The sequence below is a fragment of the Patescibacteria group bacterium genome, from assembly GCA_041662965.1.
Lineage (GTDB): Bacteria > Patescibacteriota > Patescibacteriia > Patescibacteriales > GWC2-42-12 > JACPHD01.
This window is the reverse complement of sequence record JBAZRI010000002.1, coordinates 133789-159995: the sequence shown is the minus strand read 5'-3', so window position 1 is coordinate 159995 and position 26207 is coordinate 133789. Positions and strand designations below refer to the sequence as shown.

Sequence of the window (26207 nt, the reverse complement as noted above, 5' to 3'; positions counted from 1 at the left end):
TGTTTATGGCGTAAAATTATAATTATATTTTTTTAGGGAAAAGCACCGAAAGCAGCATGGACGCGCCAAGGGCGAAAACGATGATGCTAAGCGAAACAAGCGAAGAAATAGAGAGGCCAATAATGCCGGAAAACATCTTTAAGCCGATAAAAAACAATATGAACGCCAAGCCTTTTTGCAAATGATGGAACCGGTGGAGCAAGCTTTCTATGAGAAAAAATAAAGCTCTTAATCCCATAATGGCGAAGATGTTTGAAGTAAAAACAATAAACAAATTTTGGGTTATGGCGAAAACCGCCGGGATAGAATCAACGGCGAAAATTATGTCGGTCGCTTCAACGATTAAAACGATCATAAAAAGCGACGTAAAATAAAACTGGCCGTTTTCTCTGATAAAAAACTGGCCGTTATGGTGGCTGGCGGTAAAAGGCAGAAATTTTTCGGCCAACTTAACGATTTTATTTTTGCTAAAATCAATATGCTCTTCATTTTTATCGCGCAAAAACTTTATGGCCGTATAAATTAAAATCGCGCCAAAAAAATATAATACCCAATAAAATTGATGGATAATATAAGCGCCGGCTGTTATAAAAATTCCGCGAAAAACTATCGCGCCCATAATCCCCCAGAACAAAGCCCGGTGATGATATTTTTCTTCTAATTTAAAGTAGCTGAAAATCAGCATGATGACGAATAAATTATCCACGGATAGCATCTCTTCGGTTAAATAGGCGCTTAAAAATTCCGCCGCCGAATCTCTTCCCAAATATAAAAAAACCAAAAAACCAAAGCTTAAAGCAACGGCTACCCAAAATAATGACTGCATTAACGCCGCCCTAAATTTTATCTTATGATTTTTCCTGTTAAAATAGCCAAGGTCTATGGCTAAAAAGCCGACGATAATAATACTGAATAAAATAAATAAATTTGTTTCAATCGGCGTAAACATAAAATAATTGCATTTTTATTATAGCGCTAAATTATATTAACCCAAGCGCCAAATAAATAAGTATGGCGCCGCCGATGCCGAAGAAAAAAGTTTTAATCTGATGATATCTAAAACTTTCGGGAAGCAGCTCATGAACTGCGATAAAAAGCATGGCGCCGGCCGCTAAAGACAAAAAAATAGGATTAAGATTTTTAAAAACAGCCAACAAATTAATGGCTAAAACTGACCCTAAAAAAGTAGCCAGCATTGAAAGCGCGGCGGCCCTGTAGCAAAAACCGCGTCCGCCGGATTTTGGCTGGGACATAGTCAGAATATAGCCTTCGGGAATATTATGGACAAAAGTAGCAATCACGACTAGAAAACCGAGTGAAGGAGAGCCGCTAAATGAACTGGGGATAGCGAAGCCTTCCGGAAAATCATGCAAAATCAAGCCGATAGCAATAAGATAAGACATTCGCGCCAAGCATTTATCTTTGCATTTTTTTATTTCTTGCACGGAATGCAAATGCGGAATAGCCCAATTAGCCAGCCAAATTACAAAAATTCCCAGCGCCACCCAAAAAAATAATTTCCCCGCGCTAATATTTTTGGCAGCAGCCGGAATCAATTCAAATATTGATATTAGAATCATCAAGCCGGCGGCAAAACTCGCGCTAAAAATAATATTCTTTTCTGTTTTCTTAAATAAGCTGCCCAAAAAAACTCCGGCCAAAGTGGCCAGGCCCGCGAAACCGGCTAAAAATAATATAGTTGTATCGGACATCTTAATATTTTTTAATTTTACTAAAACCCTAAGAAATTACGCATTCGGCGAGAATCGCTCTATGGTCGGAAATATAATCGCCTAAAGAAACTTTCGTGGCTTCAACGCCGCGGACCAAAAACCAATCCAATTTTAGATTAAACAGCTCCCAGCCGAACGGCGGGATGCACCAAGTTGATTTTAAAATGTCCGTTGCTTCGTGAAATCCGGCCCGGGCGGCAATATCAAGGAAAACGTACCTTTCGTCGCCATAAAAATACTTTCCATTTAAAAAAAGGCTCTCATTAGCCTCTTTGTGAAACCACTGGACGATTTTCCGCTTTGCCCCGGCCGGAGGAATTGTAGTATTAAAATCTCCGCAAATGATAACCGGACCGTCATGTCGGCGAGAATCCGCTAAAATTAATTTCAGCTGATCGGCTCTTTGTTTCGGCCCCGCGCCTAATATACCGAAATGGCAGTTGTAAATTCTAATAATTTTATTTTCAATTTGGATATCCGCCCAAAGCGCTTCTTCCAATGGTCTGTCTGCAAATTGCGGAAAAGCAATTTCACCGCTGGAAATAATCGGAAATTTGCTTAAAATAATATTATTATCGTTAACATTTTTGGGAAAAACACGGTCAAGCGCCCGCAACCTGTTAAAATTATTTAATTTTCCCCTAAGCTCTTGAGCCTCTTGAAAACAAAAAATATCCGCATCGGCTTTCCCAAGGATCGGGGTTACTTTGTTAAAATCGGTTTTTGTGTAATGTCTGGTTCCGTGGATATTCCAATTAAGTACGGAAAAAACCATATGATGCGTTTTAAAAGTAGCCCCTAGGAGAATCGAACTCCTGTTACCAGGATGAAAACCTGGTGTCCTAACCACTAGACGAAGGGGCCAAACTTAAAATAAAAAGCCCTCTAACGGACTAAAAAAATTATAATCTAAAAAATTAATTTAGTCAATTATTCCCCTTAAATAAAAGAGCGCCTTGATAACAAAGCGCTCTTTTATTTAGATTGTAAAAACTTCAATAAATGAAAGGGGGTTGAAATAAATTTCAAACCCCTTGTTTCTATTGGAGCGGCTAAACAAGCGGCTGAATTGATAAATTATTAAGGAACGTATTACTATAACATACCTAGATAATTATGTCAATGTTTATAAACTTAACAATAGTTTTATCTATTTATTTATGATAAAATTACAAATATGATAAAACATAATAAATCCGGCTTTACCTTAATGGAAATTTTAGTGGTGATAGGCATAATAGGCCTATTGGCCGCGGTTTCAGTTGTTTTTCTTACTCCGGCCTTAAAGAAGGGCCGGGATGCTAAGAGAAAAAATGATCTGGCGCAAATCGGGCGTTTTTTATCTTTATCCTGCTATCTGCCTGATGCCGGCGATGGCGAATATGATCTGACTGATATAATGGAAGAGTTTAAAATTAAATATCCGCAATACGCGAATTTTTTAGCGCGAACGCCTAAAGACCCGTCTAAAGGCGGCGACGCCCAATCTTATTATTTCTATAAAGTAATTGATGGCGGCAAAAAATGCGTTTTATACGCTAACCTGGAAAACAGCGGCGAGCAGGTTACTTTACCGTCGGTGTCCGCGCCAACGCCGGGCGGCGGCTCCGGAGTTTATGAAGCCGGCGCGGCTGGCTGGAATGGTACGGCTAAATTTTTTCAATTCTCAAATTAATAGTAAATAAAAAAACAGGATTTTATAAACCCTGTTTTTAAATTGCCTTATTTATTTCTTCTCTTCCTCTTTTTTTCCGCCAGGCCAGCCGCAGCAGCCGTCGCCGCTTTTTTTCCTCATCATATTCAGCCCGATCAGAATCAAAATCACCGGCCAAATCACCGACCAATTTAGCCAGGGCAGAAGATTTAAATTTTCCAAAAGAAAAATTAAACCGACAACAATCAATAACCATGGCATAAACATAAAATTATATTTAAAAAATTATAATGTCGTCATTTCTGACATTATTTTATCACCGGCAACCCGCCTAAATCTTCTTTTTCAATAGTCTGATAAAGAGGATTTTTTTTGAGTGCAGCCTCTCCATTATGCTCCACGACATAATAAGCGAACCCTCTCATTTTTTTCACCAGCTCATAGTCCGCGTGTCCGGGAAAACTGGCCGGGTCCCGATCTTCAAAATCTACCGGACTGTCGTCGGCCGTGGCAAAATATGTTTTTCCGGTATTGGCCAATAAATGCCCGAATTTGGCTGGCATGAATATGGTTTGGCCGGCTTTGACGATAATCGCCTTAAATTCAGAAACCACGCCGGGAATCATTTCTCCATTTTCATCCTCGGCTAATTTTTGCAGAAGCGCCACTCCTTCGCCATAAATGATTTCGTAAGTCTCGCTCAATTCGCCTACGTGATAGTGCCCATAGGTTTTTATATATTCCCCGGAGATTGTTCCCGGTTCCCAGACTGTTATGTTTTTCTGCTCAACTCCGCCTCTAATCATATAATAATGGATAGCCGGTCCGGCGCCGGCCGGATCCATTAAAACTTCTTTCATTTTTTCGTTGGTTCGCGAAGCATAATGCTTGGGAACGTTGTTAAAATCAATTATCATCTTTGTTTTTTATAAATAAATTATATTAACTAACGGATCCTTATTTTTTTAAATAAATTTTTAGCCGTCAAGGTTTATCATAAATTGAATTAACCAGATTGGTTAATTTTTTATTATTAATTTTACGCAAATATTGTTTTATTTTATTTTTATTTAACGGCTTTAAATTCATTTCTTCCGGATCAAATTTGGCATAACCGTTCAATGATAAATAAGCTAAATCAATCAAGGATTTTTCCGGATGAGCGGCCAGAATTTTATCTTTTTTTTCATAACCCCAAAAAAGGCTTTCTTGGAGATGATGATAAATTATAGGATTTCGGCAGGTTGCCAGATTTTTGCTTCTTTTTAAAGTAGCTAGGGTCAGGCCGGCCGGCTGCTGGCTTAAAATATTATATTTGGCCAAAATCCATTCAAAAGATAAATAACTGGGACGATAGCTGGCTATGGCTACCTCTTCCCAATTAATTATAGCATCAGGCAGAGCATACAGCCTATGGCTGGCTTTAATCAAGGCTTCGCTTTTTACCAAACGGCTAAGCGCGACTTTTAGGCTAGCGTCATTCAGGCCGCTTATTTTTCTAATATCAGCCAAAGAAAAATAACTCTTCGGTATTTTATTTATTTTTTTGATTAATTTTTCCATACAATTGCTTAATAATCGGATAATATTTCTTCGGTAAAAATACCTGCAATTCATTTTGAAATTCCCTGGCCGTATATCTCGGCAACCGGCTTGGCAAAATTAAATTAGCTTGCCCGACTTGGGCGATATACCATAAATCAAAAATATCACGAGCTTTTTTCCTGCCGATTAGAGCGTCCTCTTTTAGCCGTTTTAACTCGTTAAGCGTCGGTGTCAAAAGCAACGGCTCAAAAACGGAAATTAGACTTTTAATCAGCCTTAACTCGCTCTCTAACCTAACTTGGTTCTTCGGTTTGTGCGCCTCAATTTTTAAAGAAAAATTATACTTTAGCTTTTCATCTTTGACTAAAATCAAGGCAAACATTGTTTGGCGCTTATCTTTTATGTCTTTCAAGCTCCAATGTTCGTTTTGTTTTATCAGCCGGCCGATGAATTCCTTAAATTCGCCGAATGGCAATGGCTTAATCACTAAAAAATCCAGATCTTCGGAAAAACGCGGCGAACCATAGGCTAAACGCAAAGCCGTGCCGCCGTAAAAAAGCATTTTAGCGCTGATTTTATTTTTGGCTAATTCGTCCAGCACCGTCATTTCCGCTTCCTCGCGCAAAATTTGGTTAAATGATATCCCCAACTCTTTGGCTAATTTTACTAATTGTTCCTGATTCATAATAATGCATAAAAGTTAACATTTTTGTTAACTCTATTGTATCATGGAAAATTAAGCCGGTCAATTTTTAATTTTTTCCAAAACAAAATACAAATTTTCATCCCCTTCACCGGTCGCCAGCTCCGCGCGCCGCATTTCAACGATTTTAAATCCGGCCACTTGCGCCAGCATTTTTATATCCTCTTCCGCATAAGCATAGCGGGTAGCGAAATTCACGCCGTCTGGCGAATCGTAAATCGCGCCGCGGCGATAATTTTTTATCCCTCTGTTTTCCATCTCCCGCCCATACTCTTCCACCATTTTTTTATAGCCGCCCTTTTCTCTGTCGGGGATGTCAAAAATAAATTTTCCGCCCGGCCTTAGAATCCGCGCCGCTTCGCGGAATAATTGGACTTGGTCAACAATGGAATAATCATGCAAAATATTTCTGCCTAAAGAATAAACTGTACCAAAACTTTCGTCTTTAAACCCGGTCTGATGCCAATCGCCCTGCAATACCTTAGCTTCCGCATCTTGTTCTTTGATGATTTCTGTATGCCGTGCTGTAAAGTCAAAGCCGGTGATGTCATAGCCGGCTTTTTTCATTTCCAGCATCAGCCGGCCGGTGCCACAGCCTTCTTCTAAGACTTTTTCGTCTTTGCCGATCAGTTCTTGTAATAACTTCACTTCTCCGGCGTTCATCTCTTGATTAACTTTATAATCTTCAAACTTGATTTTTTCCTGATAGAACTTTTGCAGATTTTCAATGGCGATTTTATCGTGGTTGGGGGTAATTAATATTCGAGCAAACTTTAAATTTCTTAGAGCATACCTATCTTCATTTTCGCTAAGCTTAGCCAGCGCGTTATTCAGCTTCATTCTTATTTCTTCCGCGCTTATCAAATCAATTAAAAAAAGCATCATTTGTTGAATGTGTTCTGGAGAAAATTCCTTGGAAAAATCTTTGTCGAAGATTGTTTTTATAATTTGTTCCGCGCTATATTTTTTGTCTTTTCTTAAAATTTCCGATAACTCCTCATAAAAATATCCGAATCCATAATTTTGAAATATCAAGAAATTTGCCACAAAATCAATTGATTTTTTAGTGCCAGTTTTAATCAAATTATCAAGGCAAATTTTGTAGAAAGGATACTTTTCATTAAGTTGCTCCTTTTCTTTTTCAGATGTTAATTCTCCGCTTTTACCTAAAGCTAAATCTTTTCCTTCGCCAAACCATAAATAATCAATTTCATTTTTATGTTCCCTAATTCCTTCCGGCAAGTATGAGCTCCAATTCATGCCATAGTCAAAGACGTCGTTTTTTAACGCTTCTAGGCAAAAATCTTCTGTCAGAGCTTCAGACTTAGCCATTTTTTTCATCGCCACGGCTTTCATCTCTGAAAAATCGCCGTAATACAAATCTTCCACGATTTCATAAAAATCTTCAAAAGGTGGCCTAACGCCATGTTTTTCGGCAATTATTTTCCATTCTTGCGGTTGTCTTTTTTCAAGATCTTCTGTTTCGCTTATTTTCGTTGTATAAGCGTCGCTTTCAAATTTTTCCAGTGCCAAGTGTTTAAAAAAATTTTCAGCGATTGTTTTTTTATTAGACGGCAGGCTCTGAATATCCAGCAGGTTTTTTGCGATTACTAGGCCAGTTCCATAATCACTAGCTTTATTATAAAGACTTTCTAAATCATCTAAAGCCAATTGCCTATTTGTTAGTTTATCCTTAATAATAGCTTCTTTTATCTTAGAATCTTTTAGCCATAATTCATCAATTAATTTATCCATATCCAAAACGTCCCGCTTTTCCGGCGCTTTCGGCTGATTTAGATGATTTTCCATTGGATTCTCTAGACTCATATATTAATTTTATCACTTTATTGGAAAAGAAAAAAGGCAACTTTGTGGTAAAGTTGCCTGATAATGGTTTATTTCTGAGTACCCTCCGGGAAATGGCCAACATACTGCCATCCCCCTTCCGATTTCCACGCACTTCCCGTGGAAACCCAACAGTACTTCCCAGGACATCGGAGGTATTTTTTCCTCCAGAGATGCCCTTCCCAGGCTATCTCGTCGAAGTAGTCCCCTCCTACTTCGCCGACGAGAACTTTCTCCCGGAAGGTTGGTTTTCCAACCTCCCTTCTTTCAATGGCGCTAATTACAAGCCGCCATTGCTTCTCATCCAGCCCTGGGATATAGGGAGGATGAGAATAGTTTGCATACATCCCCCTTTTTCTGTCTGCGGACAGAAAAAGGGTTGTTATAAATTTATGGGCGGGCTCGAATGTCAAGCCCGTCGAATAAACTTTTTGCCCTTTTTTTGGCAGCCTAACAGGCCTGCCACCATTACAATTTTCACAGGAACAGTAATTGTTCCTGCCGTTTTCTCCATCATAAACTAATTCTCTTTCCATTTTTTCCTCCTTTCTCCCTTTAACGCCAGCGGAAATGGCAAACCGCGGACAGGGAATTTTGAATTGTTTTTCTTTCCAGCCAGTGTAGCTCCCGACCATCCCGCCTTGGCGGGACCGGGCCTTAACCGGAAAGTTTTTTCAACTGAAACGGACTGTCTGAAATTTTGGTAATTCCCAACATTCCGTTTCAGTTGAAATTTATTCAATTGTCAAAGTGCTAATTTAAAAAATGCCAGTTAGCTTAAACGCCCATTAACTATCGGAGAAGAGATTTTCTAATAGTTGGTAGGCCAGCTAACCGGCATTTTTTAAATCTCTTCTCCTTCCGGCTTGGTAAAAAGCCTGCTCCTGCTCCGATTATCTCGGAGCAGGGACCACTTTTTACTTAAGTATGCCCCGCGATTCCGCGGAGCTGGGAAACGTTTATCAAAGAAGCCTTATTATTTCTTTTCTTTCCCCGCTTATTCGGGGCCTCTTCTCCTTTTTTGCCCGATCGCGCTGATCGGGGAAAAAGAAGACTCAACACGGCCTTTGCCCTTGATTCCGTTTTACCCTGGTTTGGAGCGATTATTATGATTACATAATTTTCGCGCCGGTTTAAAGAACTTTTATTCAAGCTTTCTTAGCTTGATTTTACAGTATAACATAGCTTTAGAATATTGTCAAGTATTTCCGACTTTTCATATTATTTATCGGCTAATTTTAGCTTGAATAAATTATTTTAATTATTAACATTTTTGCTTATTTAAAACAAATATTAATAACAATTCTTGACATATTTCATTATTATGCTATAATTAAAATGTCGTCGGGAAATACCGACAAATTAAATAATATGCAAATAAACCAAGCCTTAAAACAGTTTGATCTAAACGACAAGGAAATCCAAGTTTATCTGGCAATGCTGGAATTGGGACAAGCCGGAGTACAAGAAATTGCCATTAAAGCCAATATCAAGCGCACCACGGCGTATGATATTTTAACGTCGTTAATCAGCCAGGGACTGATCGGACAGACGCAAAAAGGCAAAAAACGATTATTTTATGCTGAAGAGCCGGAAAAATTGTATAAATTATTGGAAGAAAAAAGGGAAAAACTAAATGACATTCTGCCGATTTTAAAATCACTTTACAATACGGCCGGATCCAAGCCAAAAATTAGATATTATGAAGGCGCTGAAGGCTTAAAAAACGTTTACCGCGACACTCTGGCTTATCAAGGCGAGATGATCGGTTTTGTCACGGGAAATATAATTCAACATTTAGGTCAGGATTTCGCTAACGAATATAAAGAAAGAAGAAAAAAAGCGTTAATTACCGTCAGGGTAATCGGGCCCGATACGGATGAAATCGTTGATTATAAAACAACGGATAAAGAGGATATTAAGCAAACTCGTTTAGTGCCCCAAAAAAAATTCCCTTTTTCCATAGAAATGAATGTTTATGGCAATAAAATCGCCCTTATGTCTTTTCGCGAACAAATGGGAATTATTATTGAAAGCAACGAGATTTCAACTAACTTAAAATTACTGTTTGAATTAGCCTGGCAAGGCGCGAAAAACGCATAATTTGCGATTTGATTTTAACTTAATTTTCTGTTAAATTAACCTCATCGGCCGTAAGCTGATTTCTTAATAAATTTAATTTTCCATTTTGATTTTTTAACTTTACATTTTTTATGTCCGGACACTCTAAATGGGCAACAACTAAAAGGCAAAAAGCCGTGGTGGACGCTAAAAAGGGCGCGATTTTTACTAAAATCGCCAAACTGATCACTATCGCGGCGCGCAAAGGCGGCGATCCGGAGGTTAATTTCAGTCTGCGCATAGCCATTGATAAAGCCAAAGCCATCAATATGCCCAAAGATAATATTGACCGCGCGGTTAAGCGCGGCACCGGCGAGTCCGGCGGCGCGCAGATTGAAGAATTTACTTACGAAGGCCTTGGCCCGGCTAAAGCGCAATTTATAGTAAAATGCTTAAGCGACAGTAAAAACCGCACGGCCGCGGAAATCCGCCATTTATTTTCTAAACACGGCGGTTCGCTCGGCGCGGTCATGTGGAATTTCACCCAGTGCGGAATAATTATGATTGATAATGAAAAAATAAAAAACAAAAAACTAACCGAGGAAAATTTTGAGCTGGAATTAATCGATGCCGGCGCCGAAGACATTAAAAAAGAAGACGAGGGTTTGATTATTTATACCGCGCCATTGGATTTTCAAAAAATTAAGCAATTTTTAGAAGCTAAAAACATTAAAACCGCATCAGCCGAAGTTGAATACGTGGCTAAAGAGCCGGCTAGCTTAAGTGATGAAGAAAAAATTCAATTAGAAAAATTTATTGAGGAGCTGGATAATAATGAAGATGTTTCTGATTACTACACAAACGCTAACTTATAAATCAAATGCCTATAAAAATTATTCTCGGCATCGACCCGGGCATCGCCGATACCGGCTTTGGCATCATTAAAAATGAAAACAATAAATTAACTTGCCTGGGCTATGGCTCCATAAAAACTTCGCCCAAGCTTAATCTAGCCGACCGCCTGGAAATAATAAATCTGGAATTAACGAAATTAATTAAAAAATATAAACCGGATCTAATCGCCATTGAAGAATTATTTTTTTGCAATAACGCTAAAACCGCGCTGATCGTCGGCCAAGCCAGAGGAGTAGTCGTCTTAACGGCCAAACTGAATAAAATTACCAGCGTGGAATTTACGCCTTATGAAGTAAAACAAGCCGTCTCCACCTACGGCCATGCCAAAAAAGACCAGGTGCAAAGGATGGTTAAAATAATTTTAAATCTTAAAGAACTGCCAAAGCCGGACGACGCGGCCGACGCCTTGGCCATCGCCGTCTGCGCCGTTAATTCCTCTCACATCTCATAACTCGTAACTCATAACTTAAAATGTCAAATTATTTGAGTTGCGAGATGTGAGCTACGAGTTACGAGATTTATTCTATGTCCAAACCGCTAAAAATCGTTTCCATTTCAGCCGAAGTTACCCCGTTTTCTAAAACCGGCGGCCTGGCCGACGTGGCTAAAAGCTTGCCTAAGGCCCTGAAAAGATTAGGTCATGAAATCATTATTATCACTCCGCTTTACGGCCAAATAACCGATGTCAAACAGCATAATTTAAAATTAATTCAAGAAAATGTCGACGTCTATTTAAATTCAGCCGATAAAATTCAGGTTAATTTTTGGCGAGGCTACTTGATGAAAAATCTGCCGGTTTATTTTATTGAAAATAAAAAATATTTCTCCGCCAGAAAAAGCATCTACGGCTCGGCCCATGAAAACGCGCGCTTTTTAGCTTTTGATGTGGCCGCGCTTAAGCTAATATCATTCCTTAAATTTGAGGCTGATATCGTGCATTGCCACGACTGGCATACCGGCCTTATCCCCTATTACTTAAAAACCGATTTCCAATATTCAAAAACCTTAAGCAAGGCCAAAACGATTTTTACTATCCATAATTTGGCTTTTCAGCTCGGCCATAGCTGGTGGGAAATACCCAATAAAAATAAAGATTACGGCCGCAGCCGCCTGCCCCACCTTGATGATCCTAAAATAGAAACCATTAATTTCGCCAAACGAGCTATTCTTTCGGCTGATATTATCAATACGGTCAGCGAACAATACCGCGAAGAAATTTTAACAAAAAAATTCGGCCAAGATCTGCACCGAATTCTCGGCAACCGCGGAGACAAGCTTTACGGCATCATTAACGGCATTGATTATAAAACTTATAACCCGGAAAACGACCAAGGCTTGTTTAAAAATTACGACTATAAAAAAACCCATCGTAAAAAATTAAACAAAGAATATTTGCAAAAAAAAGTCGGCCTGCGCCTTGACCGGGAAGCGCCGATTATCGCCCTGACTTCAAGAGTAACTTTTCAAAAAGGCATGGATTTAGTCTTGGAGATAATAGAGCCCTTGATTAAATTAGGCGTGCAAATCATAATTATGGGCGACGGCGATAAAAATTATATCACCGAACTTAAAAAATATAATAAAAAATACCCGAAAAAAATCGTTTGGCTGTCTTTTAAGGAAAACCAAAAGCTGGAAACGCTGATTTACGCCGGCGCCGATATTTTTCTTCTGCCGTCGCATCATGAGCCTTGCGGCATTAACCAGTTAATCGCCATGCGCTACGGCTGCATTCCGGTCGTGAGGCGCGTCGGCGGCCTATACGACACAGTGACTAATTTTAACCCCCGGACTAACCGCGGCACCGGCTTTAGCTTTACCGGCTTTGATAAATATTCTTTATTCGCCGCCGTTATCAGAGCTTTGGAAAACCGCCAGCATGAAAATACTTGGCGTGAATTAATAGTCAGAGTTATGCAGGAATCAAATAGCTGGGAAATACCGGCGAAAAAATACATCGCCTTATATCGAAAAGCGCTGAAAAACAGCAAATAACTTAAAAAATATTAATTTTAAATTTTGCATTGTCATTTTCCCCGCCCGCCATCGCTACGCTTAGGCGTTAGCGGGCGCGGCATTTTGATATTTACATTTTACATTTTGTATTATATGCCTAAAATAATCTGGATTAACTTTCTCCATTTTTACCAGCCGCCGACCGCCGACAACGAAACCATAGTTGAGGCGGTTGAAAAAAGCTATAAAAGAATAATCAGCGCCTTAAAGCGCAACCGGCAAATTAAATTTACTCTTAATATCGCCGGCTGTCTTTTAAGCAGGCTGGAAATTTTAGGCTATAAAGAACTGATTAACGATTTAAAAGCCATGGTCGCCCAAGGGCAGATAGAATTAACCGGTTCGGCCGCCTTTCATCCGATCCTGGCGCTATTGCCTGACGCGGAGATTATCAGGCAAATTAAAATTAACGAAGAAATTTTAAAAAAATATTTCGGCCGAAAATTTAAAGCCTCGGGCTTTTTTATCCCTGAAGCGGCTTACTCGGCCAGCGTCGCTAAAATAATAAAAAAATTAGGCTATGGCTGGATTATGCTTGATGAAATCAGCTCTGGCCTAAAATCAGACCGGCCTGACAATTCTCATCTTTATCTTGATAAAAATTCCGGCCTTAAAATACTTTTTCGCCAAAGGCAAAATTCACAAAAATACGCGCCGCAGGTGATTTTTAAATTAATAAAAAAATTAGAAGCCAAAACGGTTATTACGGCGACTGACGCCGAGCTTTACGGCTTAAGGCATAAGGATTTTAGCTATACTTTTGAAAAACTGTTGCATCGCCCGGAAATTAAAACCTTAACGGCCGGCGAATATTTAGCCAAATTAAAAGCGACAAAAAAAATCAGCCTACGCGCTTCGTCTTGGGAATCGGCCGAAAAAGAATTAAAAAATAATCTGCCCTATTTTCTTTGGCGCGACAAAAAAAATAAAATTCAAACCCTGCTTTGGCAATTAGCTAACGCCGCTATCGTTAATATTAATAAATACCCTAAAGACCAAAATTATTTTTGGTCAAGGCAGCATTTAGACAGAGGTTTGGCCAGCTGCACTTTTTGGTGGGCCAGCGCCCATGATTTTAGGCTTTACGGACCGCTTGCCTGGAATCCTGATGAAATAGAAAAAGGCGCCAACGAATTAATCAGAAGCGTCCGCGCTTTAAACGATCCGAGAACAAGGCAAGCTAAAATTAAAGCGGAAAAATTATACATAAAAATAAAACAGCTGATTTGGCATAAGCATTGGCATTATTATTGGCTTAAGCCAAGCGCAAAATAATTCTCCGCTATTCTTATTCTCAGCGGCTTAATTAATATCTATCATCATATGAATAAAATTTTACATCTTTTAGACCAGCAATACGTTTTGGCTTTATTTAAAAAAGAAATCTTGCCGAAATATCCGGAATTTTCCGCTATTAAGCAAATTAAAACTACTTTAATTAAAGACAATATCTGGGCTTCTACTTATCATGTGGTAATTGAATATCAAACTACTTTCGTTAATTCAAAAAACCAATCTGAAACTTTGCCGATTTACTGTACGGCCCATAGCGATGAACCGCGCCTTAATTCTTTTGAAGCTTTAACTTTCCTTTGGCAAAACGGCTTTAATAAAGGAAACTTAACCATTCCCCGGCCGCTTTTTTATTCGCCTGATTTTAACGCTTTTTTTTATCAAGGAGTCAGCGGGGAAAATCTTTATCAATCTATACGCCGGAAAGACGTGAAAACCGTAGAAGCCATCGCGGTTAAAGCGGCCGCTTGGTTTGCTAAATTGCATCATCTAAGCGCTACCGCTATTAAAGCAAAAAACTTCAACCCCTTAAACAGCCGGATTGAAACTATCATCCCGGGCATGGCCTACGCCATAGCTAAAGTGCAATCTCAAGAACCGCGCTATTTTGAAATTTGCCGCCGGGCTTACGAAACAATAAACCAAAAAGAAAAAGATTTTTTTTCGTCTACCGAGCGGCGCTGGCTGATCCATGGCGATGCCCATCCGGAAAATGTTATTATTATTGATAAAAATAAAATCGGCGTCATAGATTTTACCGACATCTGCCTGGCTGATTATGCCCGCGACCTAGGAGCCTTTTTGCAGCAGCTGGAATTTATGATGCTTCGTAAAATAGACAATCAGCTAGAGGTAGAAAAAATTAAACAGCTTTTCTTAAATAGTTACTTAAAAAATGCTAAAATAACCTTAGATGATAATCTGCAAAAAAGAATTAACAACTATTATAATTGGACTGCTTTGCGCACGGCGATTTTTTTCCTCTTGAAAGACAGGGCCGAGCCGGAGCGCGCCCATGGGCTCTTGATAAAAATCAGCCAAAATTTAAAATTAGACATTAAAATTTAATCTTATGCTAATTGACTTGCAGGTCCACTCAACTTATTCCGACGGCTATTTAACGCCTAGCCAATTGGCTGATTTTTTGTCGGCTAATAATATAAAAATCGCCTCCTTAACCGACCATAACACGGTCGGCGGACTTGATGAATTCAGGCGGGCTTGTGAAAAGAAAAAAATTAAAACTATTCCCGGAGTTGAGCTTTATGTTAAATTGGGACATAAAAAATTTAACCTCTTATGGTATAATTTTGATTTGCGCGACCCAGGCCTGCATAATCTTTTAAGAGAGAGCCAAGCCAGGCGCCGCCGGCAGATAAGAAACGCTTTAATAAAATTGAAACGGCGCGGCTTTAAAATTGACGAAAGCCGTCTCTTGGATAAATTTAACCACTATATTCCGCTTAACCGCCTGATTGACTGCATTTCTGAAATACCGGCCAATAAAAAACTAATCGTCAAAAAATTAAAAATCGCCAGCCCCAGCCAAGACGAAATATTAATTAAAATTTTTAAAAACCCGGCCTTCGCTAGAATCAGCGAAAGCTATATCGGGCTGAAACAAATTTTAAAATTAAAAAAAACCATCGGCGGACAATTAATTTTAAACCACCCGGGCAAGCATGCGCATCTTGATAGGAAATTTATTGCTAGCATTAAGCGGCTCGGCTTAGACGGCCTGGAAATTCTTACGCCGCACCATTCCCTGGGCGCGGTTATGCATCTAGGGCGCTTAGCCAGAGAATATAAATTAATTATGACCGGTGGCTCTGATTTCCATCGTTTTGAACCAGCGCCGGCCGGCCTGAATAGCTGCTATAATTATTTTAAAATTGACTCTAATTACTTAACCGATATTAAAAAAATAATCGGCTGACAAGATGAAACCACACCATCTAATTTTTGAAGGAGCCGAGCTGGCCGGAAAAAGCTGGCTGATGTCCGAAATTTATGACCGGCTTGAAGTAGAATACAATAAAAGCGGCTATCTTTTGGACGGCTGCCATTGGTTTAACTGTGATGTCGGCGTTTACGGATCTCGCCACGGCAAACCAATTATTGAGTCATACCTAAAAATTTTTACTGAATTAAAAGACAACAACCTATTGGTAGAAAAATTTCATTTATCAGACATTGTTTATAATCGCCTGCACCGTCAAAAAGAAATAAATTATATAAATATAGAGAAACAATTAAAAAAACTTGGGTTTAAAATAATTTTAATAACTCTGCCGCCTGATAAAAAAATAATTAAAGCGAGAATTAATGACCGCTTAAAACTTTGCCCGCATTATAAACGAATTTTACGCAAGCCGGATTGGTATATAAAACAGCAAAAAGAATATCTGAAAGAAGTTAAAAAAACTAACTTGCCTTACTTAATAATAGAAACTAAAAAACTGCCTGATAATAATTTAACTAATAAAATACTTAAATGGATCGGCGAAATAAAATAGCTAATAAAACAATAGAAGAATGCTATAAAAAATCCATTGCTTTACTTTTAAACAACTCCAATCGCTTTGGTATTTTAGCCAGCGCGCCGTCGGGTAGAGCTAAACGAAGAAGTTATTTAAGCATCTTCGGCCGAGATGCCGCGATCTGCTCTTTAGGCCTGGTGGCCAGCAAAAACTCTAAATTAATCACTATTGCGGAAAAAAGCTTAAAAAATCTAGCCGTTTATCAGGCTAATAATGGCCAAATCCCTAATTATATCAAGCCGGAAACTAAAACCGCTGATTTTTGGTACTTAGGCTGTATTGACGCGACTTTATGGTGGTTAATCGCCGTCAAATTTTTTGATAAATATTCTGGTAAAAAATTACTATTTAAAAATCAGCTAAAGCAAAATATAGCTAAAGCAATTTTATGGCTGAAAGCGCAAGAACATCAAAAATTTTATCTTTTACAGCAAAACGAAGCTAGCGATTGGGCGGATATCATGCCTAGATCCGGCTATACCCTTTACTCCAATGCCTTATGGTTTTGGGTAAAAAAATCATATAAATTAAAAAACGCTGATAAAACAAAGAAAAATTTTAATTTTCTTTTTTATCCTTGGCAAAAAATACCCTTAAACTATTTTAATGAAAATCATCGCGCTAAGAAATTAATTAACTATATAAAAAACGGCCGGAAAAAATTACCTCATTATCTTAGTTTTGTTAATTACTCTTTTTGGGGCGAAGAGACTGATGTTTATGCTAATCTGATCGCTTGCCTCTTTGATCTGCCGGATAAAATTTTAAAAGCTGAAATTATAGCTTACTTGCAAAAAGAAAAAAATAATTCACCTTTCCCTATTAAATCCTGTTTTAACTCAATTAAAGAAAATAGCAAACTGTGGCGGCCGTATATGCTAGAACATAAACAAAATTTTCCGGAACAATATCATAATGGCGGAATTTGGCCGTTCATCGGCTGTTTCTGGCCGATGCTTATTTATAAAAACGTCAACCCGGATAAAGCCTGGCAAGAATTAAAAAAAGTCGCTTACGCCAATAGCATAAATAATTGGCAATTCAATGAATGGTTTCATGGCTCGACCGGCAAGCCTATGGGTATGGCCGGCCAGTCCTGGAACGCCGGCATGTTTCTTTTAGCCTATCATTATCTAAATAACGAAATAAAAATCTGATGCCAAAAAAATCTAAAATAAAAATTTTGTTTCTCTCGGCCGAAGTCGCGCCCTTAGCTAAGGTCGGCGGTCTGGGCGACGTGGCCGGCGCTTTGCCTCAAGCCCTGATTAAATTAGGCGTGGATATAAGAATCTGCTTGCCTTTTTACGGCTTAATTAACCAAAAAAAATATCCGACTAAAAAAATTATTAACCGATTAGCCGTGCCGACCGGCGATAAAAATGAAACCATTGACGTCTGGCAAACTAGTCTGCCCGGAACAAAAATTTCTGTCTATTTAATAAAGCATAATTTTTTCAATTTTAAAAAAATATATTTAGGCAAGCCTGCCAACCGGCCCGACGACTTAAAACGATTCACCTTTTTTACCCGCGCCGCCCTAACCACGGCTAAAAAATTGAATTTTAAGCCGGATGTTATTCACGCTAATGACTGGCATACTGGTCTAACCGCTGATTTTATTAAAACCCTTAACCGGCAAAACAATTTTTTTGCTAAAACCAAAACTCTTTATACTATTCATAATCTGGCTAGCCAAGGCAAAGCCAAGCCGGAGATAGTCGGCTATGCAAAAATTGACCGAAACTTAGCCATTATTAAGGTTGACGCCGGAAACAACGACATAAATTTTATGGTTCAGGGAGTTTTAGGCTCTGATTTGGTAAATACGGTAAGCCCAACTTATGCCAAGGAAATTCTCGGACATTATCAAGGCGCTAATTTGGAAAAAATTCTTAAAAAAAGAAAAAGCGATCTTTACGGCATTTTAAATGGCATTGATACCGGATTTTTTAACCCGGCGACCGATAATTTAATCAGCCAAAAATATTCGCTGAAAAATTTAGATAAAAAAACCGCCAATAAGCTGGCCCTACAAAAACAGCTGGGCTTGCCGATAGATAAAAACATCGCTTTAATCGGCTTAATCTCCCGTTTAGTTTGGCAGAAGGGCTTGGATTTAATTACGGAAAATTTCAGCCGGTTAAATTGCCAATTTGTTTTTTTAGGCACCGGCCAACCGGAACTTGAACAACAGCTTTTAGCTTTAGCAAAAAAATTTCCGAGCCAATTCAGCGCCCAAATTAAATTTGACGAAAAATTAGCCCACTTAATTTACGCCGGCGCCGACATTTTTTTAATGCCGTCCCGTTTTGAGCCTTGCGGCCTTGGCCAGATGATCGCCATGCGCTACGGCACGGTGCCATTAGTCCGCGCTACCGGCGGCCTGGCCGATACAGTTAACGGCAAAACTGGTTTTAGTTTTAAAAAATATTCCGGCGAAAAATTATATAAGACTTTATGGCGGGCCTTAAAAATTTATTACGATCAACCGAAAACCTGGCGCCAACTTCAGCTTAACGGTATGCGGAAAGATTTTTCTTGGAAAAAATCAGCTAAAGAATATTTAAAACTTTACAAAAAATTAGCTAACGCAAAAAAATAAAATTTTTTATCCGCCTTGACAAAATACAAAATTTTTGCTACAATTATATTAGATAATACAAAATTATATTATCTAAAAAAATCCGCCTGCGCCTAAAGCTACGGCGGACAAGTAAAAACAAAAACAAAATGTCATTAGCAAAAAATCAGGCCAATTGTTTTAATTTAGAGCATATTGGCTGGAAAAACTACAATACGATAAAAAAGAAAGCAATGGAGCAGGAGTTCAGCTGGTCTGGACTTTTAATAAGCTTGTCCATTGCTTTTTTTATTGTAATCGTGAGCGCCTTTATTCTTAATTTTATTTTTAATTCGGTAGAGGCGAATAAAGCGCAAGCCAACCAAAATATTTATTATTTGGGAAAAACCGGCCAAATAGATTTGTCATCCAGATAAAACATTAAATATATTTATATAAACTGCGGTTAAAACAAATATATACCGCAATCATCGCACTTTAACAAAAACAATAAACTAGGAGGACTAAAAAATATATGTCATAACAACATATAAAAGCTGTGTTAATTAAACAGCCAAGAAGAATAAAAAAACAGAAATACTGCCTAATTAACACAGCTCCCTTTCCTGCTTTATCATCTATTTGGTAAGGCAAGCATGGGGAAAAACACCGCCAGAACTCTAGAGGCGGTGTTTTTTGTTATAACTATCCACTTTCTAACATCGGCTATTTATACTATAATATAATTACCATTGCATTTATTATTAACTATCAAACATTTCCTGGGGAGGCATGAAATGTCTAGAAAAAGAAAGCGCGACAAAGGTTTTCCAAGGAGAAAAAAACCGCCCGGCTATAAAAAAGGCTGGAGCGAACAAGGAAATCATCATTTAGTGGCAAAAAGCCGGGGAGGTAAAGACACTAAGGAAAATAAAAAAAGATTTAGCGGAAAATTCCATTGGTGTTTTCATCAAGTATTTGATACCTTAACCCCAGAAGAATCCCAGTTTTTCCTTTTTATTCTGCTTCAGGGCAAAAAAAGTAAATGGACATCTGGCGAAATAAACGCTTTGCAAACCTTAATTAAGAAGAACCGAATTGATGATGCTAAAAAACTGGGAGAATTGAAGATTGGCTTGCTAGTTTGGGGGTCGCCAAAAATAAAATCTATTACACCGGCGGCTAAAAGTACCTTAAGAAAGGAGGAAACCTGCCATGAGTATGCGCGCGCGATTTAATAACCTGGTTCTGACTTGGCAAAGGAGGTGATCCTAAAAATTTAAACCGCGGCCAAACGTGCCCTTTAGGGCAAATTCAACCATGCGCGGTTGCTATTTCATCTAATGTTTTGCTGGCAGAAACCATAATCATTTCTGCCAGCTTTTTTATTTAAATAAAATATTGTATAATAAAACTATAAATCACCCTCACCCTCTTTAATTAAAGAGGGCTTTAAATATTTATGTTTTTAGAAAAATTGGAAATTCAAGGCTTTAAATCATTCGCCAATAAAAATACTTTAACTTTCCCCGGCATACTGACGGGAAGCCAGCGCGGCCTGACCTCAATCGTCGGGCCTAACGGCTCGGGCAAATCCAATATCGCCGACGCGGTGCGCTGGGCTTTGGGCGAGCAAAGCATGAAAACTTTGCGCGGCAAAAAAAGCGAAGATATAATTTTTTCCGGCTCGGATAAAAAAGGCAAACTAAGCATGGCCGAAGTTTCTCTTTTCCTGAATAACGAAGACCATAAAGCGCCAATAGACTATTCGCAGGTAATTTTAACCCGCCGCATCTACCGCGACGGTGAAAGCGAATATTTAATTAACCAGGCTCGCGTCCGCTTAAGCGACGTGCAAATACTTTTAGCCAAATCAAATTTCGGCCAAAAAACCTACAGCGTTATCGGCCAGGGCATGGTTGAGGGCTTTTTAAACACTACGCTTTCCGAAAGGAAAGAATTTTTTGATGAAGCCACCGGCGTCAAGCAATTTCAAATTAAACGCGACGACTCGCTTAATAAATTAATAAGGAGCTACGAAAATTTAAACCAGGCCTCAATGCTGCTGTCGGAAATTGAGCCGAGGCTCAAAAGCTTAACTAGGCAAGTCAATAAATTAAAAAAACGCGGCGAGATTGAAGCTGAACTGAAAGAATCGCAAAAAAATTATTACAGTAAAATCTGGCATGAAATTAACTCTAAATTCAGCGATTACAATAATAAATTTTTAAACCTTGAGCGCGTTAGGCTGGAAAAAGAAAAGAAAAGCTCGTCTTTAAGCCGCGAATTAAGCCAGCTGGAAAAACAAAATCAAAATAGCGATGAATTCAACGGCTGGCAAAAAGAATTAAGTGAATTCTTGGGCCAAAAAGAAATTTTAACCAAACAGCTGGCTAAATTAGAAGCTGAATTGGAAGTTAAGCTTGAGGCTAGCGGCCAATTTGATTTGTCCTGGCTGATTAATAAAAGTTCGGAAATAGAGAAAGAAATTAAAAAATTAAGCGAAGAAGCTTTAGGCTTGGAAAAAAATGTTGAGCAGGAAAAGAAAATTTTAATTGATCTGGAAAAAGACAAAGAAGCGATAAATTTAAAAATTAACCGGCTTAACGACGAACTCTTAAAGCATGGCTCCAGCCTTAGCGGAGAAGGCATGGAAAAAATCAGCCAAGAATTAAAAAATTTAAAAAAATTATTAGATGAAATTTTTAATATGGACAATTTGGCTAATATTAAAACAATAATAGCGCAAACCCGTGAAAAAATTAAATTAATTTTAGATCTTTCCGGAGATATTTTAGAAAAAGAAAATTTAGAACAAGCGCAAAAAAATTTAATGGCCTTAACCGGCGACAAAGAAGCTATTATGGCGAAAATCAATGAAAGCAGTTTCCGCATTTCCGCGAGATCGGAAAGGGTTAAACTAATAAAAGAAAGAAAAGATCAGCTGGAGGCTGAACTCAACAGCATCAATAACAAGCTTAAATCAAATAAAGGCGCGGCCAATTTAAACGACAATAAAAAAGAGCAGGGTAACATAAAAAACAAGATTGAAGAATTAGAATTAAAAATTAACATTGTTAAAGAAAAGCTGAACTCATTCAACGCTAAAGAAAATGAACAAAGAGCCAAGCTTTTTTCATTGCAGAAAAATCTGCAAAATCTGCAAAATGAAATAAATGATTTAAGCCGCGAGCTTAATGAATTAAAAATAAATTCTACGAGGTTTGAAACGAAGCTGGAAGATTTAGAAATTGAAATTAGAAATAATTACGGCAATTTAAAAGAAATCATGGATAAAATCGTTAATGAACCGGTTAATATTGAAACAGCTTTGGAAAAAATTAATTCGCTCAAAAGGCAGATCGACCAAATCGGCGGAATTGATCCGGAAATTGAAAAAGAATATAACGAAACTAAAGAGCGTTTTGATTATCTGGAAAATCAAACCCATGATTTAAATAGCGCCGTCGGCTCGCTGGAAAAAATAATTAAAGAGCTCGACGCTATTATTAAAGAAAGGTTTGATAAAGAATTTAAAAATATTTCCGTGAAATTTGAAGAGTATTTTAAAATTCTCTTTAACGGCGGCACGGCTAAAATCGTCAAAGTTTTGACCGAAGAATTGTCTGAGAATAAACCTGAAAATAACCACGGCGAGAAAAATGAAAACAATATAATCGAGCCGGCGGCCGAGGCCGAGCGGATTGAAGATAAATTCGCGGCTAATTTAAAACGGATAAAATATTTGCAAAAATATAACGCTACCGGTTTGGCCGGCATTGAAATTTTAGCCACGCCTCCGGGAAAAAAAATAAAAGCTATTACTATGCTGTCCGGCGGCGAAAGAGCTTTAACCGCTATCGGCCTAATCTGCGCTATTATTAGCTGTAATCCGGCGCCTTTCGTAGTCTTAGACGAGGTTGACGCGTCGCTTGATGAAGCCAACTCGGAACGCCTCGCTAAAATTTTAGACGACCTATCGCATAAAACTCAATTCATAGTAATTACTCATAACCGCGCTTCCATGCGCCGCGCCAATGTTCTTTACGGCGTTACTATGGAAGAAAGCGGCGTGTCAAAATTATTAAGCATTAAGCTGGACGAAGTTAAAATGGTGGTAAAAAATTAGCCTTTTTGTCATTGCGCGGAGCTTGCGATGACATTATAATTTATGTCTTCAAAAATTCTCTCTGCCGCCGTAGTCGGACTTGACGCCGAGCTAGTTCAAGTTGAAGCTGATATTTCCAACAATCCTCTAGGAGCTTTTATAATTGTCGGCTTGCCGGACACGGCGGTTTCCGAATCGCGCGAACGGGTCAGAAGCGCGATAAAAAATTCCGGGCTGTATTTCCCAAAAAGAAAAGTCACGGTGAACTTAGCGCCGGCAGACTTAAGAAAGCAAGGCCCGAGCTATGACCTGCCTATTGCCATCAGTATTTTAGCCGCCACTAAAAAAATAAACTGCGAAGATTTTTCCGGCTTTTTATTCGTGGGCGAGCTGGCTTTAAACGGCGAGCTTAGGCCGGTTAACGGCATCTTGCCCATCGCCATCAAAGCTAAAAGCAAAGACCTAACCGCCATGTTTGTGCCAGCGGCCAATGCGGCTGAAGCTAAGCTGGTTAAAGACCTTGAGGTCATACCGGTCAATAATTTAACCGGGCTGATCGCCCACTTAGAAGGCAATGCGCCGATACCCGGCGCGCCTTACACGGAATTTAATTTTACCAACGCTAAAATTGATTTTGACATGGCCTATATTAAAGGCCAGGAACATGTTAAGCGGGCTATGGAAATCTCGGCCGCCGGAGCGCATAACGTCTTAATGAGCGGCCCGCCCGGGTCTGGTAAAACCCTGATTGCCCGCACCATGCCTTCAATCTTGCCGAATTTATCCTTAAAAGAGGCTTTAGAAATAACTAAAATTTACAGTGTAGCCGGAGAATTGCCGGCCGAAACCGCCCTAATGACTTCGCGGCCGTTTAGGGCGCCCCATCATACGGCTTCGGGAGTGGCTTTAGTCGGCGGCGGCACCTGGCCGCGGCCCGGAGAAATTTCTTTAGCCCATCGCGGCGTTTTATTTTTAGATGAGTTCGCCGAATTTACGCGCCAAGTGCTGGAAAATTTAAGACAGCCCTTAGAGGACGGCTCTATTCATGTCAGCCGCGCCGCCAGCAACTTAAGCTTCCCGGCAAAATTCATTTTAGTGGCCGCTTCCAACCCCTGCCCCTGCGGCTATATGGGCGACCGAGAAAAAAATTGCGTCTGTTCTTCGACGCAGATAATTAACTACAAGAAAAAAATTTCCGGCCCAATTTTAGACCGGATTGATTTGCATATTGAAGTGCCGAGAATAAAATTTGATAAACTGGCTTCGGACATAAACAGCGAGGGGTCGGCGGTCATAAAAAAACGGGTGGAAAGCGCCAGAATATTGCAAAATCAACGTTTTATGGACACTAATTTCATAACCAATTCGGAAATGACGCCGGAAGCGGTTAAACGTTTTTGCCGAGTTGACAATACTTCAACTAATCTACTGCATCAGGCTGTTGACCAGATGCACCTATCGGCCAGAGGCTATTTTCGCGTGCTTAAACTGGCCCGGACTATCGCCGATCTAGCCGGTGAAAAAAATATTCTAACGCCTCATATCGCCGAAGCGTTGCAGTATCGGCCGAGAATAGAATAAGGCACGGAGTATTTTAAAATAATGTTATTTATGTTATAATATTCTTAGTTATTAACTCAGTTTAATCAAAAATTTATTTTTAATTTTACATTGTCATTTTGCATTTTTATTTTTACATTTTGAACTTCTAATAAAATTTATGAAAAATATAAATAAAAAAATTATTATTTTATCTCTTGTCTTTATTTTCATAATGACTTCCGGCTTCGGCTGCGCGCTGGTCAATAAGCAAACTCAGGAAGCCATGAAGCCGATTACACTTACTTATTGGCGGGTTTATGACGGCGAAGACGCTTTTGAGGAAATTTTGGCCACTTATAAAAAACTGCACCCTTTTATCACCATAAATTACCGTAAATTGCGCTATAGCGAATATGAAAGCGAGCTTATAAACGCTTTAGCCGAAGACCGCGGGCCGGATATTTTTTCCATCCATAATACCTGGACAAAAAAATATTTAAGTAAAATCACGCCTATGCCGGCGACTATCACTATGGCCTACCCTATAGTCCGCGGCACCATAAAAAAAGAAGTTATTCCGGAATTAAGAACTACTAAAAGCTTGAGTCTAAATGACCTGAAAAATAATTTCGTTGACGCGGTTTATAAAGACGCGGTCGTTTCGGCTTTAGACGAAAAAACTAAACAATACGAAGACAAAATTTACGGCTTGCCGCTATCCGTTGACACTTTGGCTATGTATTACAATAAAGACTTATTTAATAACGCCGGCATAGCCGAACCGCCAACTTATTGGAATAATGAATTTCAGCAAGACGTTAAAAAAATGACTAAACAAAATGATAAGGGAGAACTTATCCAATCAGGCGCTGGGCTAGGCGGCACAAATAATATTGAACGCTCTAGTGATATTTTATCAATTTTAATGATGCAGAACGGAGCGGTAATGATGGATGATAGTGGTCAAGTGCTGTTTAATAAAATCCCGGAAACTTTTAAAGACCAAAAATACAATCCCGGGCTGGAAGCGCTACGCTTTTATTCTGATTTTGCCAATCCGGCTAAAGAAGTTTATGCTTGGAATAAAAATCTTGATAATTCCCTAAATATGTTCGCCCAAGGAAAATTAGGCATTATGTTCGGCTATGCCTACCATTTGCCGACTATAAAAGCGCAAGCTCCAAAACTTAATTTCGGCATAACCAAACTGCCGCAGATTGAAGGCAATACGCCGGTTAATTTCGCCAATTATTGGCTGGAAACCGTTTCCAGCAAAAGCAAATACGCTAATGAAGCCTGGGATTTTGTTCAGTTTGAAACTAAGGCCGATCAAGCTAAAACTTATCTGGCTAAAGCTAAAAAACCTACGGCTTTGCGCGCTCTGGTAAATGAGCAAATTGACGATTTGGATATCGGCGTTTTTACCGAGCAAGTTCTAACGGCTAAAAGCTGGTATAAAGGCGCTGATTCAAACGCTATGGAAAAAATATTCTCCGATATGGTTGACACGGTAGTATCAGCCCAAGATAAAATAGAAAATGCCATTAACTTAGCCGTTAGTAAAGTCGGGCAGACGGTTAATGCGCCAGCCAGCCAATAATAACCATTGTCATTGCGAGAAGCCCCGCCTTGGCGGGGCGACGAAGCAATCTCACAGACATATTCATTTATAAAATATAGCAACTATAATTT

25 protein-coding genes and 1 tRNA gene are annotated in these 26207 nt (G+C 39.0%); 16 read left to right on the top strand and 10 right to left on the bottom strand.

All coding sequences use genetic code 11. From position 1 onward, the window contains the following. Window positions 1-22: 22 nt before the first annotated feature. From WC639_02205 to WC639_02190, 4 genes are all read right to left on the bottom strand, one after another. Window positions 23-949, bottom strand: a complete 927-nt coding sequence (locus WC639_02205; protein MFA6306588.1) for a TerC/Alx family metal homeostasis membrane protein — start codon at window positions 947-949, stop codon at window positions 23-25. Window positions 950-980: 31 nt separating this feature from the next. Then, the gene (locus WC639_02200; protein MFA6306587.1) at window positions 981-1712 is read right to left on the bottom strand and encodes a ZIP family metal transporter; all 732 of its coding nucleotides are present in this window, start codon (window positions 1710-1712) and stop codon (window positions 981-983) included. Between the two features lie 28 nt (window positions 1713-1740). After that, window positions 1741-2508: an endonuclease/exonuclease/phosphatase family protein gene (locus WC639_02195; GenBank protein ID MFA6306586.1), complete on the bottom strand. Its 768-nt coding sequence runs from the start codon at window positions 2506-2508 to the stop codon at window positions 1741-1743. A 17-nt stretch (window positions 2509-2525) separates the two neighbouring features. Beyond that, window positions 2526-2597 (bottom strand) — tRNA-Glu (locus WC639_02190). A gap of 313 nt (window positions 2598-2910) precedes the next feature. Here WC639_02190 and WC639_02185 point away from each other — a divergent pair. Beyond that, entirely contained in the window at window positions 2911-3408 is a 498-nt protein-coding gene (locus WC639_02185) for a type II secretion system protein (protein ID MFA6306585.1), read from the top strand. A gap of 51 nt (window positions 3409-3459) precedes the next feature. Here the strand turns inward: WC639_02185 and WC639_02180 are convergent, their stop codons facing one another. From WC639_02180 to WC639_02155, 6 genes are all read right to left on the bottom strand, one after another. After that, window positions 3460-3654, bottom strand: coding sequence for a DUF5668 domain-containing protein (locus WC639_02180; protein ID MFA6306584.1), 195 nt, complete (start codon window positions 3652-3654; stop codon window positions 3460-3462). Window positions 3655-3695: 41 nt separating this feature from the next. Then, a complete protein-coding gene (locus WC639_02175) occupies window positions 3696-4304 on the bottom strand; it encodes a glucose-6-phosphate isomerase family protein (protein ID MFA6306583.1) in 609 nt (202 codons plus the stop codon). A gap of 67 nt (window positions 4305-4371) precedes the next feature. Beyond that, window positions 4372-4950, bottom strand: a complete 579-nt coding sequence (locus tag WC639_02170) for a hypothetical protein (protein MFA6306582.1) — start codon at window positions 4948-4950, stop codon at window positions 4372-4374. Then, window positions 4922-5617, bottom strand: coding sequence for a nucleotidyl transferase AbiEii/AbiGii toxin family protein (locus WC639_02165; protein ID MFA6306581.1), 696 nt, complete (start codon window positions 5615-5617; stop codon window positions 4922-4924). The genes WC639_02170 and WC639_02165 overlap by 29 nt, the downstream gene beginning before the upstream one ends. Before the next feature lie 60 nt (window positions 5618-5677). After that, complete coding sequence (locus tag WC639_02160; GenBank protein ID MFA6306580.1) at window positions 5678-7462, bottom strand: class I SAM-dependent methyltransferase; 1785 nt, start codon at window positions 7460-7462, stop codon at window positions 5678-5680. Between the two features lie 68 nt (window positions 7463-7530). Continuing rightward, window positions 7531-8115: a hypothetical protein gene (locus WC639_02155; GenBank protein ID MFA6306579.1), complete on the bottom strand. Its 585-nt coding sequence runs from the start codon at window positions 8113-8115 to the stop codon at window positions 7531-7533. A 736-nt stretch (window positions 8116-8851) separates the two neighbouring features. Between WC639_02155 and WC639_02150 the strand changes: the two genes are divergently transcribed. The 15 genes from WC639_02150 (at window position 8852) to WC639_02080 (ending at window position 26115) form a co-directional block, all read left to right on the top strand. Then, complete coding sequence (locus WC639_02150) at window positions 8852-9583, top strand: helix-turn-helix domain-containing protein (protein ID MFA6306578.1); 732 nt, start codon at window positions 8852-8854, stop codon at window positions 9581-9583. Between the two features lie 110 nt (window positions 9584-9693). After that, a complete protein-coding gene (locus tag WC639_02145) occupies window positions 9694-10416 on the top strand; it encodes a YebC/PmpR family DNA-binding transcriptional regulator (protein ID MFA6306577.1) in 723 nt (240 codons plus the stop codon). Window positions 10417-10421: 5 nt separating this feature from the next. Beyond that, a complete protein-coding gene (gene ruvC, locus WC639_02140; protein MFA6306576.1) occupies window positions 10422-10907 on the top strand; it encodes a crossover junction endodeoxyribonuclease RuvC in 486 nt (161 codons plus the stop codon). Between the two features lie 74 nt (window positions 10908-10981). Next, a complete protein-coding gene (locus WC639_02135; protein MFA6306575.1) occupies window positions 10982-12451 on the top strand; it encodes a glycogen/starch synthase in 1470 nt (489 codons plus the stop codon). A 114-nt stretch (window positions 12452-12565) separates the two neighbouring features. Next, the gene (locus tag WC639_02130; GenBank protein MFA6306574.1) at window positions 12566-13747 is read left to right on the top strand and encodes a polysaccharide deacetylase family protein; all 1182 of its coding nucleotides are present in this window, start codon (window positions 12566-12568) and stop codon (window positions 13745-13747) included. A gap of 48 nt (window positions 13748-13795) precedes the next feature. Then, entirely contained in the window at window positions 13796-14833 is a 1038-nt protein-coding gene (locus WC639_02125; GenBank protein ID MFA6306573.1) for a phosphotransferase, read from the top strand. Window positions 14834-14837: 4 nt separating this feature from the next. After that, window positions 14838-15701, top strand: coding sequence for a PHP domain-containing protein (locus WC639_02120; protein MFA6306572.1), 864 nt, complete (start codon window positions 14838-14840; stop codon window positions 15699-15701). Between the two features lie 4 nt (window positions 15702-15705). Next, window positions 15706-16281, top strand: coding sequence for a hypothetical protein (locus tag WC639_02115; protein ID MFA6306571.1), 576 nt, complete (start codon window positions 15706-15708; stop codon window positions 16279-16281). Beyond that, on the top strand, window positions 16260-17462 hold the full coding sequence (locus WC639_02110) for a glycoside hydrolase 100 family protein (protein MFA6306570.1): 1203 nt from the start codon (window positions 16260-16262) through the stop codon (window positions 17460-17462). Before WC639_02115 ends, WC639_02110 begins: the two co-directional genes overlap by 22 nt. Continuing rightward, window positions 17462-18907: a glycogen/starch synthase gene (locus WC639_02105; protein MFA6306569.1), complete on the top strand. Its 1446-nt coding sequence runs from the start codon at window positions 17462-17464 to the stop codon at window positions 18905-18907. Before WC639_02110 ends, WC639_02105 begins: the two co-directional genes overlap by 1 nt. A 128-nt stretch (window positions 18908-19035) precedes the next feature. Further along, window positions 19036-19302, top strand: coding sequence for a hypothetical protein (locus tag WC639_02100; protein MFA6306568.1), 267 nt, complete (start codon window positions 19036-19038; stop codon window positions 19300-19302). 360 nt (window positions 19303-19662) lie between these two features. Beyond that, on the top strand, window positions 19663-20103 hold the full coding sequence (locus WC639_02095; protein MFA6306567.1) for a hypothetical protein: 441 nt from the start codon (window positions 19663-19665) through the stop codon (window positions 20101-20103). 224 nt (window positions 20104-20327) lie between these two features. Further along, the gene (locus WC639_02090) at window positions 20328-22994 is read left to right on the top strand and encodes an AAA family ATPase (protein MFA6306566.1); all 2667 of its coding nucleotides are present in this window, start codon (window positions 20328-20330) and stop codon (window positions 22992-22994) included. A gap of 42 nt (window positions 22995-23036) precedes the next feature. After that, window positions 23037-24554 carry a YifB family Mg chelatase-like AAA ATPase gene (locus tag WC639_02085; GenBank protein MFA6306565.1) on the top strand — a complete coding sequence of 506 codons (1518 nt, stop codon included), beginning with the start codon at window positions 23037-23039 and terminating at the stop codon, window positions 24552-24554. A 139-nt stretch (window positions 24555-24693) separates the two neighbouring features. Further along, on the top strand, window positions 24694-26115 hold the full coding sequence (locus tag WC639_02080; protein ID MFA6306564.1) for an extracellular solute-binding protein: 1422 nt from the start codon (window positions 24694-24696) through the stop codon (window positions 26113-26115). Window positions 26116-26207 lie beyond the last annotated feature (92 nt).

Bases quoted from the DNA above. Each gene is read 5' to 3' on its own strand.
- WC639_02205 (MFA6306588.1), bottom strand. From the start codon at position 949: ATGTTTACGCCGATTGAAACAAATTTATTTATTTTATTCAGTATTATT.
- WC639_02200 (MFA6306587.1), bottom strand. From the start codon at position 1,712: ATGTCCGATACAACTATATTATTTTTAGCCGGTTTCGCGGGCCTGGCC.
- WC639_02195 (MFA6306586.1), bottom strand. From the start codon at position 2,508: ATGGTTTTTTCCGTACTTAATTGGAATATCCACGGAACCAGACATTAC.
- WC639_02185 (MFA6306585.1), top strand. From the start codon at position 2,911: ATGATAAAACATAATAAATCCGGCTTTACCTTAATGGAAATTTTAGTG.
- WC639_02180 (MFA6306584.1), bottom strand. From the start codon at position 3,654: ATGTTTATGCCATGGTTATTGATTGTTGTCGGTTTAATTTTTCTTTTG.
- WC639_02175 (MFA6306583.1), bottom strand. From the start codon at position 4,304: ATGATAATTGATTTTAACAACGTTCCCAAGCATTATGCTTCGCGAACC.
- WC639_02170 (MFA6306582.1), bottom strand. From the start codon at position 4,950: ATGGAAAAATTAATCAAAAAAATAAATAAAATACCGAAGAGTTATTTT.
- WC639_02165 (MFA6306581.1), bottom strand. From the start codon at position 5,617: ATGAATCAGGAACAATTAGTAAAATTAGCCAAAGAGTTGGGGATATCA.
- WC639_02160 (MFA6306580.1), bottom strand. From the start codon at position 7,462: ATGAGTCTAGAGAATCCAATGGAAAATCATCTAAATCAGCCGAAAGCG.
- WC639_02155 (MFA6306579.1), bottom strand. From the start codon at position 8,115: ATGGTCGGGAGCTACACTGGCTGGAAAGAAAAACAATTCAAAATTCCC.
- WC639_02150 (MFA6306578.1), top strand. From the start codon at position 8,852: ATGCAAATAAACCAAGCCTTAAAACAGTTTGATCTAAACGACAAGGAA.
- WC639_02145 (MFA6306577.1), top strand. From the start codon at position 9,694: ATGTCCGGACACTCTAAATGGGCAACAACTAAAAGGCAAAAAGCCGTG.
- ruvC (MFA6306576.1), top strand. From the start codon at position 10,422: ATGCCTATAAAAATTATTCTCGGCATCGACCCGGGCATCGCCGATACC.
- WC639_02135 (MFA6306575.1), top strand. From the start codon at position 10,982: ATGTCCAAACCGCTAAAAATCGTTTCCATTTCAGCCGAAGTTACCCCG.
- WC639_02130 (MFA6306574.1), top strand. From the start codon at position 12,566: ATGCCTAAAATAATCTGGATTAACTTTCTCCATTTTTACCAGCCGCCG.
- WC639_02125 (MFA6306573.1), top strand. From the start codon at position 13,796: ATGAATAAAATTTTACATCTTTTAGACCAGCAATACGTTTTGGCTTTA.
- WC639_02120 (MFA6306572.1), top strand. From the start codon at position 14,838: ATGCTAATTGACTTGCAGGTCCACTCAACTTATTCCGACGGCTATTTA.
- WC639_02115 (MFA6306571.1), top strand. From the start codon at position 15,706: ATGAAACCACACCATCTAATTTTTGAAGGAGCCGAGCTGGCCGGAAAA.
- WC639_02110 (MFA6306570.1), top strand. From the start codon at position 16,260: ATGGATCGGCGAAATAAAATAGCTAATAAAACAATAGAAGAATGCTAT.
- WC639_02105 (MFA6306569.1), top strand. From the start codon at position 17,462: ATGCCAAAAAAATCTAAAATAAAAATTTTGTTTCTCTCGGCCGAAGTC.
- WC639_02100 (MFA6306568.1), top strand. From the start codon at position 19,036: ATGTCATTAGCAAAAAATCAGGCCAATTGTTTTAATTTAGAGCATATT.
- WC639_02095 (MFA6306567.1), top strand. From the start codon at position 19,663: ATGTCTAGAAAAAGAAAGCGCGACAAAGGTTTTCCAAGGAGAAAAAAA.
- WC639_02090 (MFA6306566.1), top strand. From the start codon at position 20,328: ATGTTTTTAGAAAAATTGGAAATTCAAGGCTTTAAATCATTCGCCAAT.
- WC639_02085 (MFA6306565.1), top strand. From the start codon at position 23,037: ATGTCTTCAAAAATTCTCTCTGCCGCCGTAGTCGGACTTGACGCCGAG.
- WC639_02080 (MFA6306564.1), top strand. From the start codon at position 24,694: ATGAAAAATATAAATAAAAAAATTATTATTTTATCTCTTGTCTTTATT.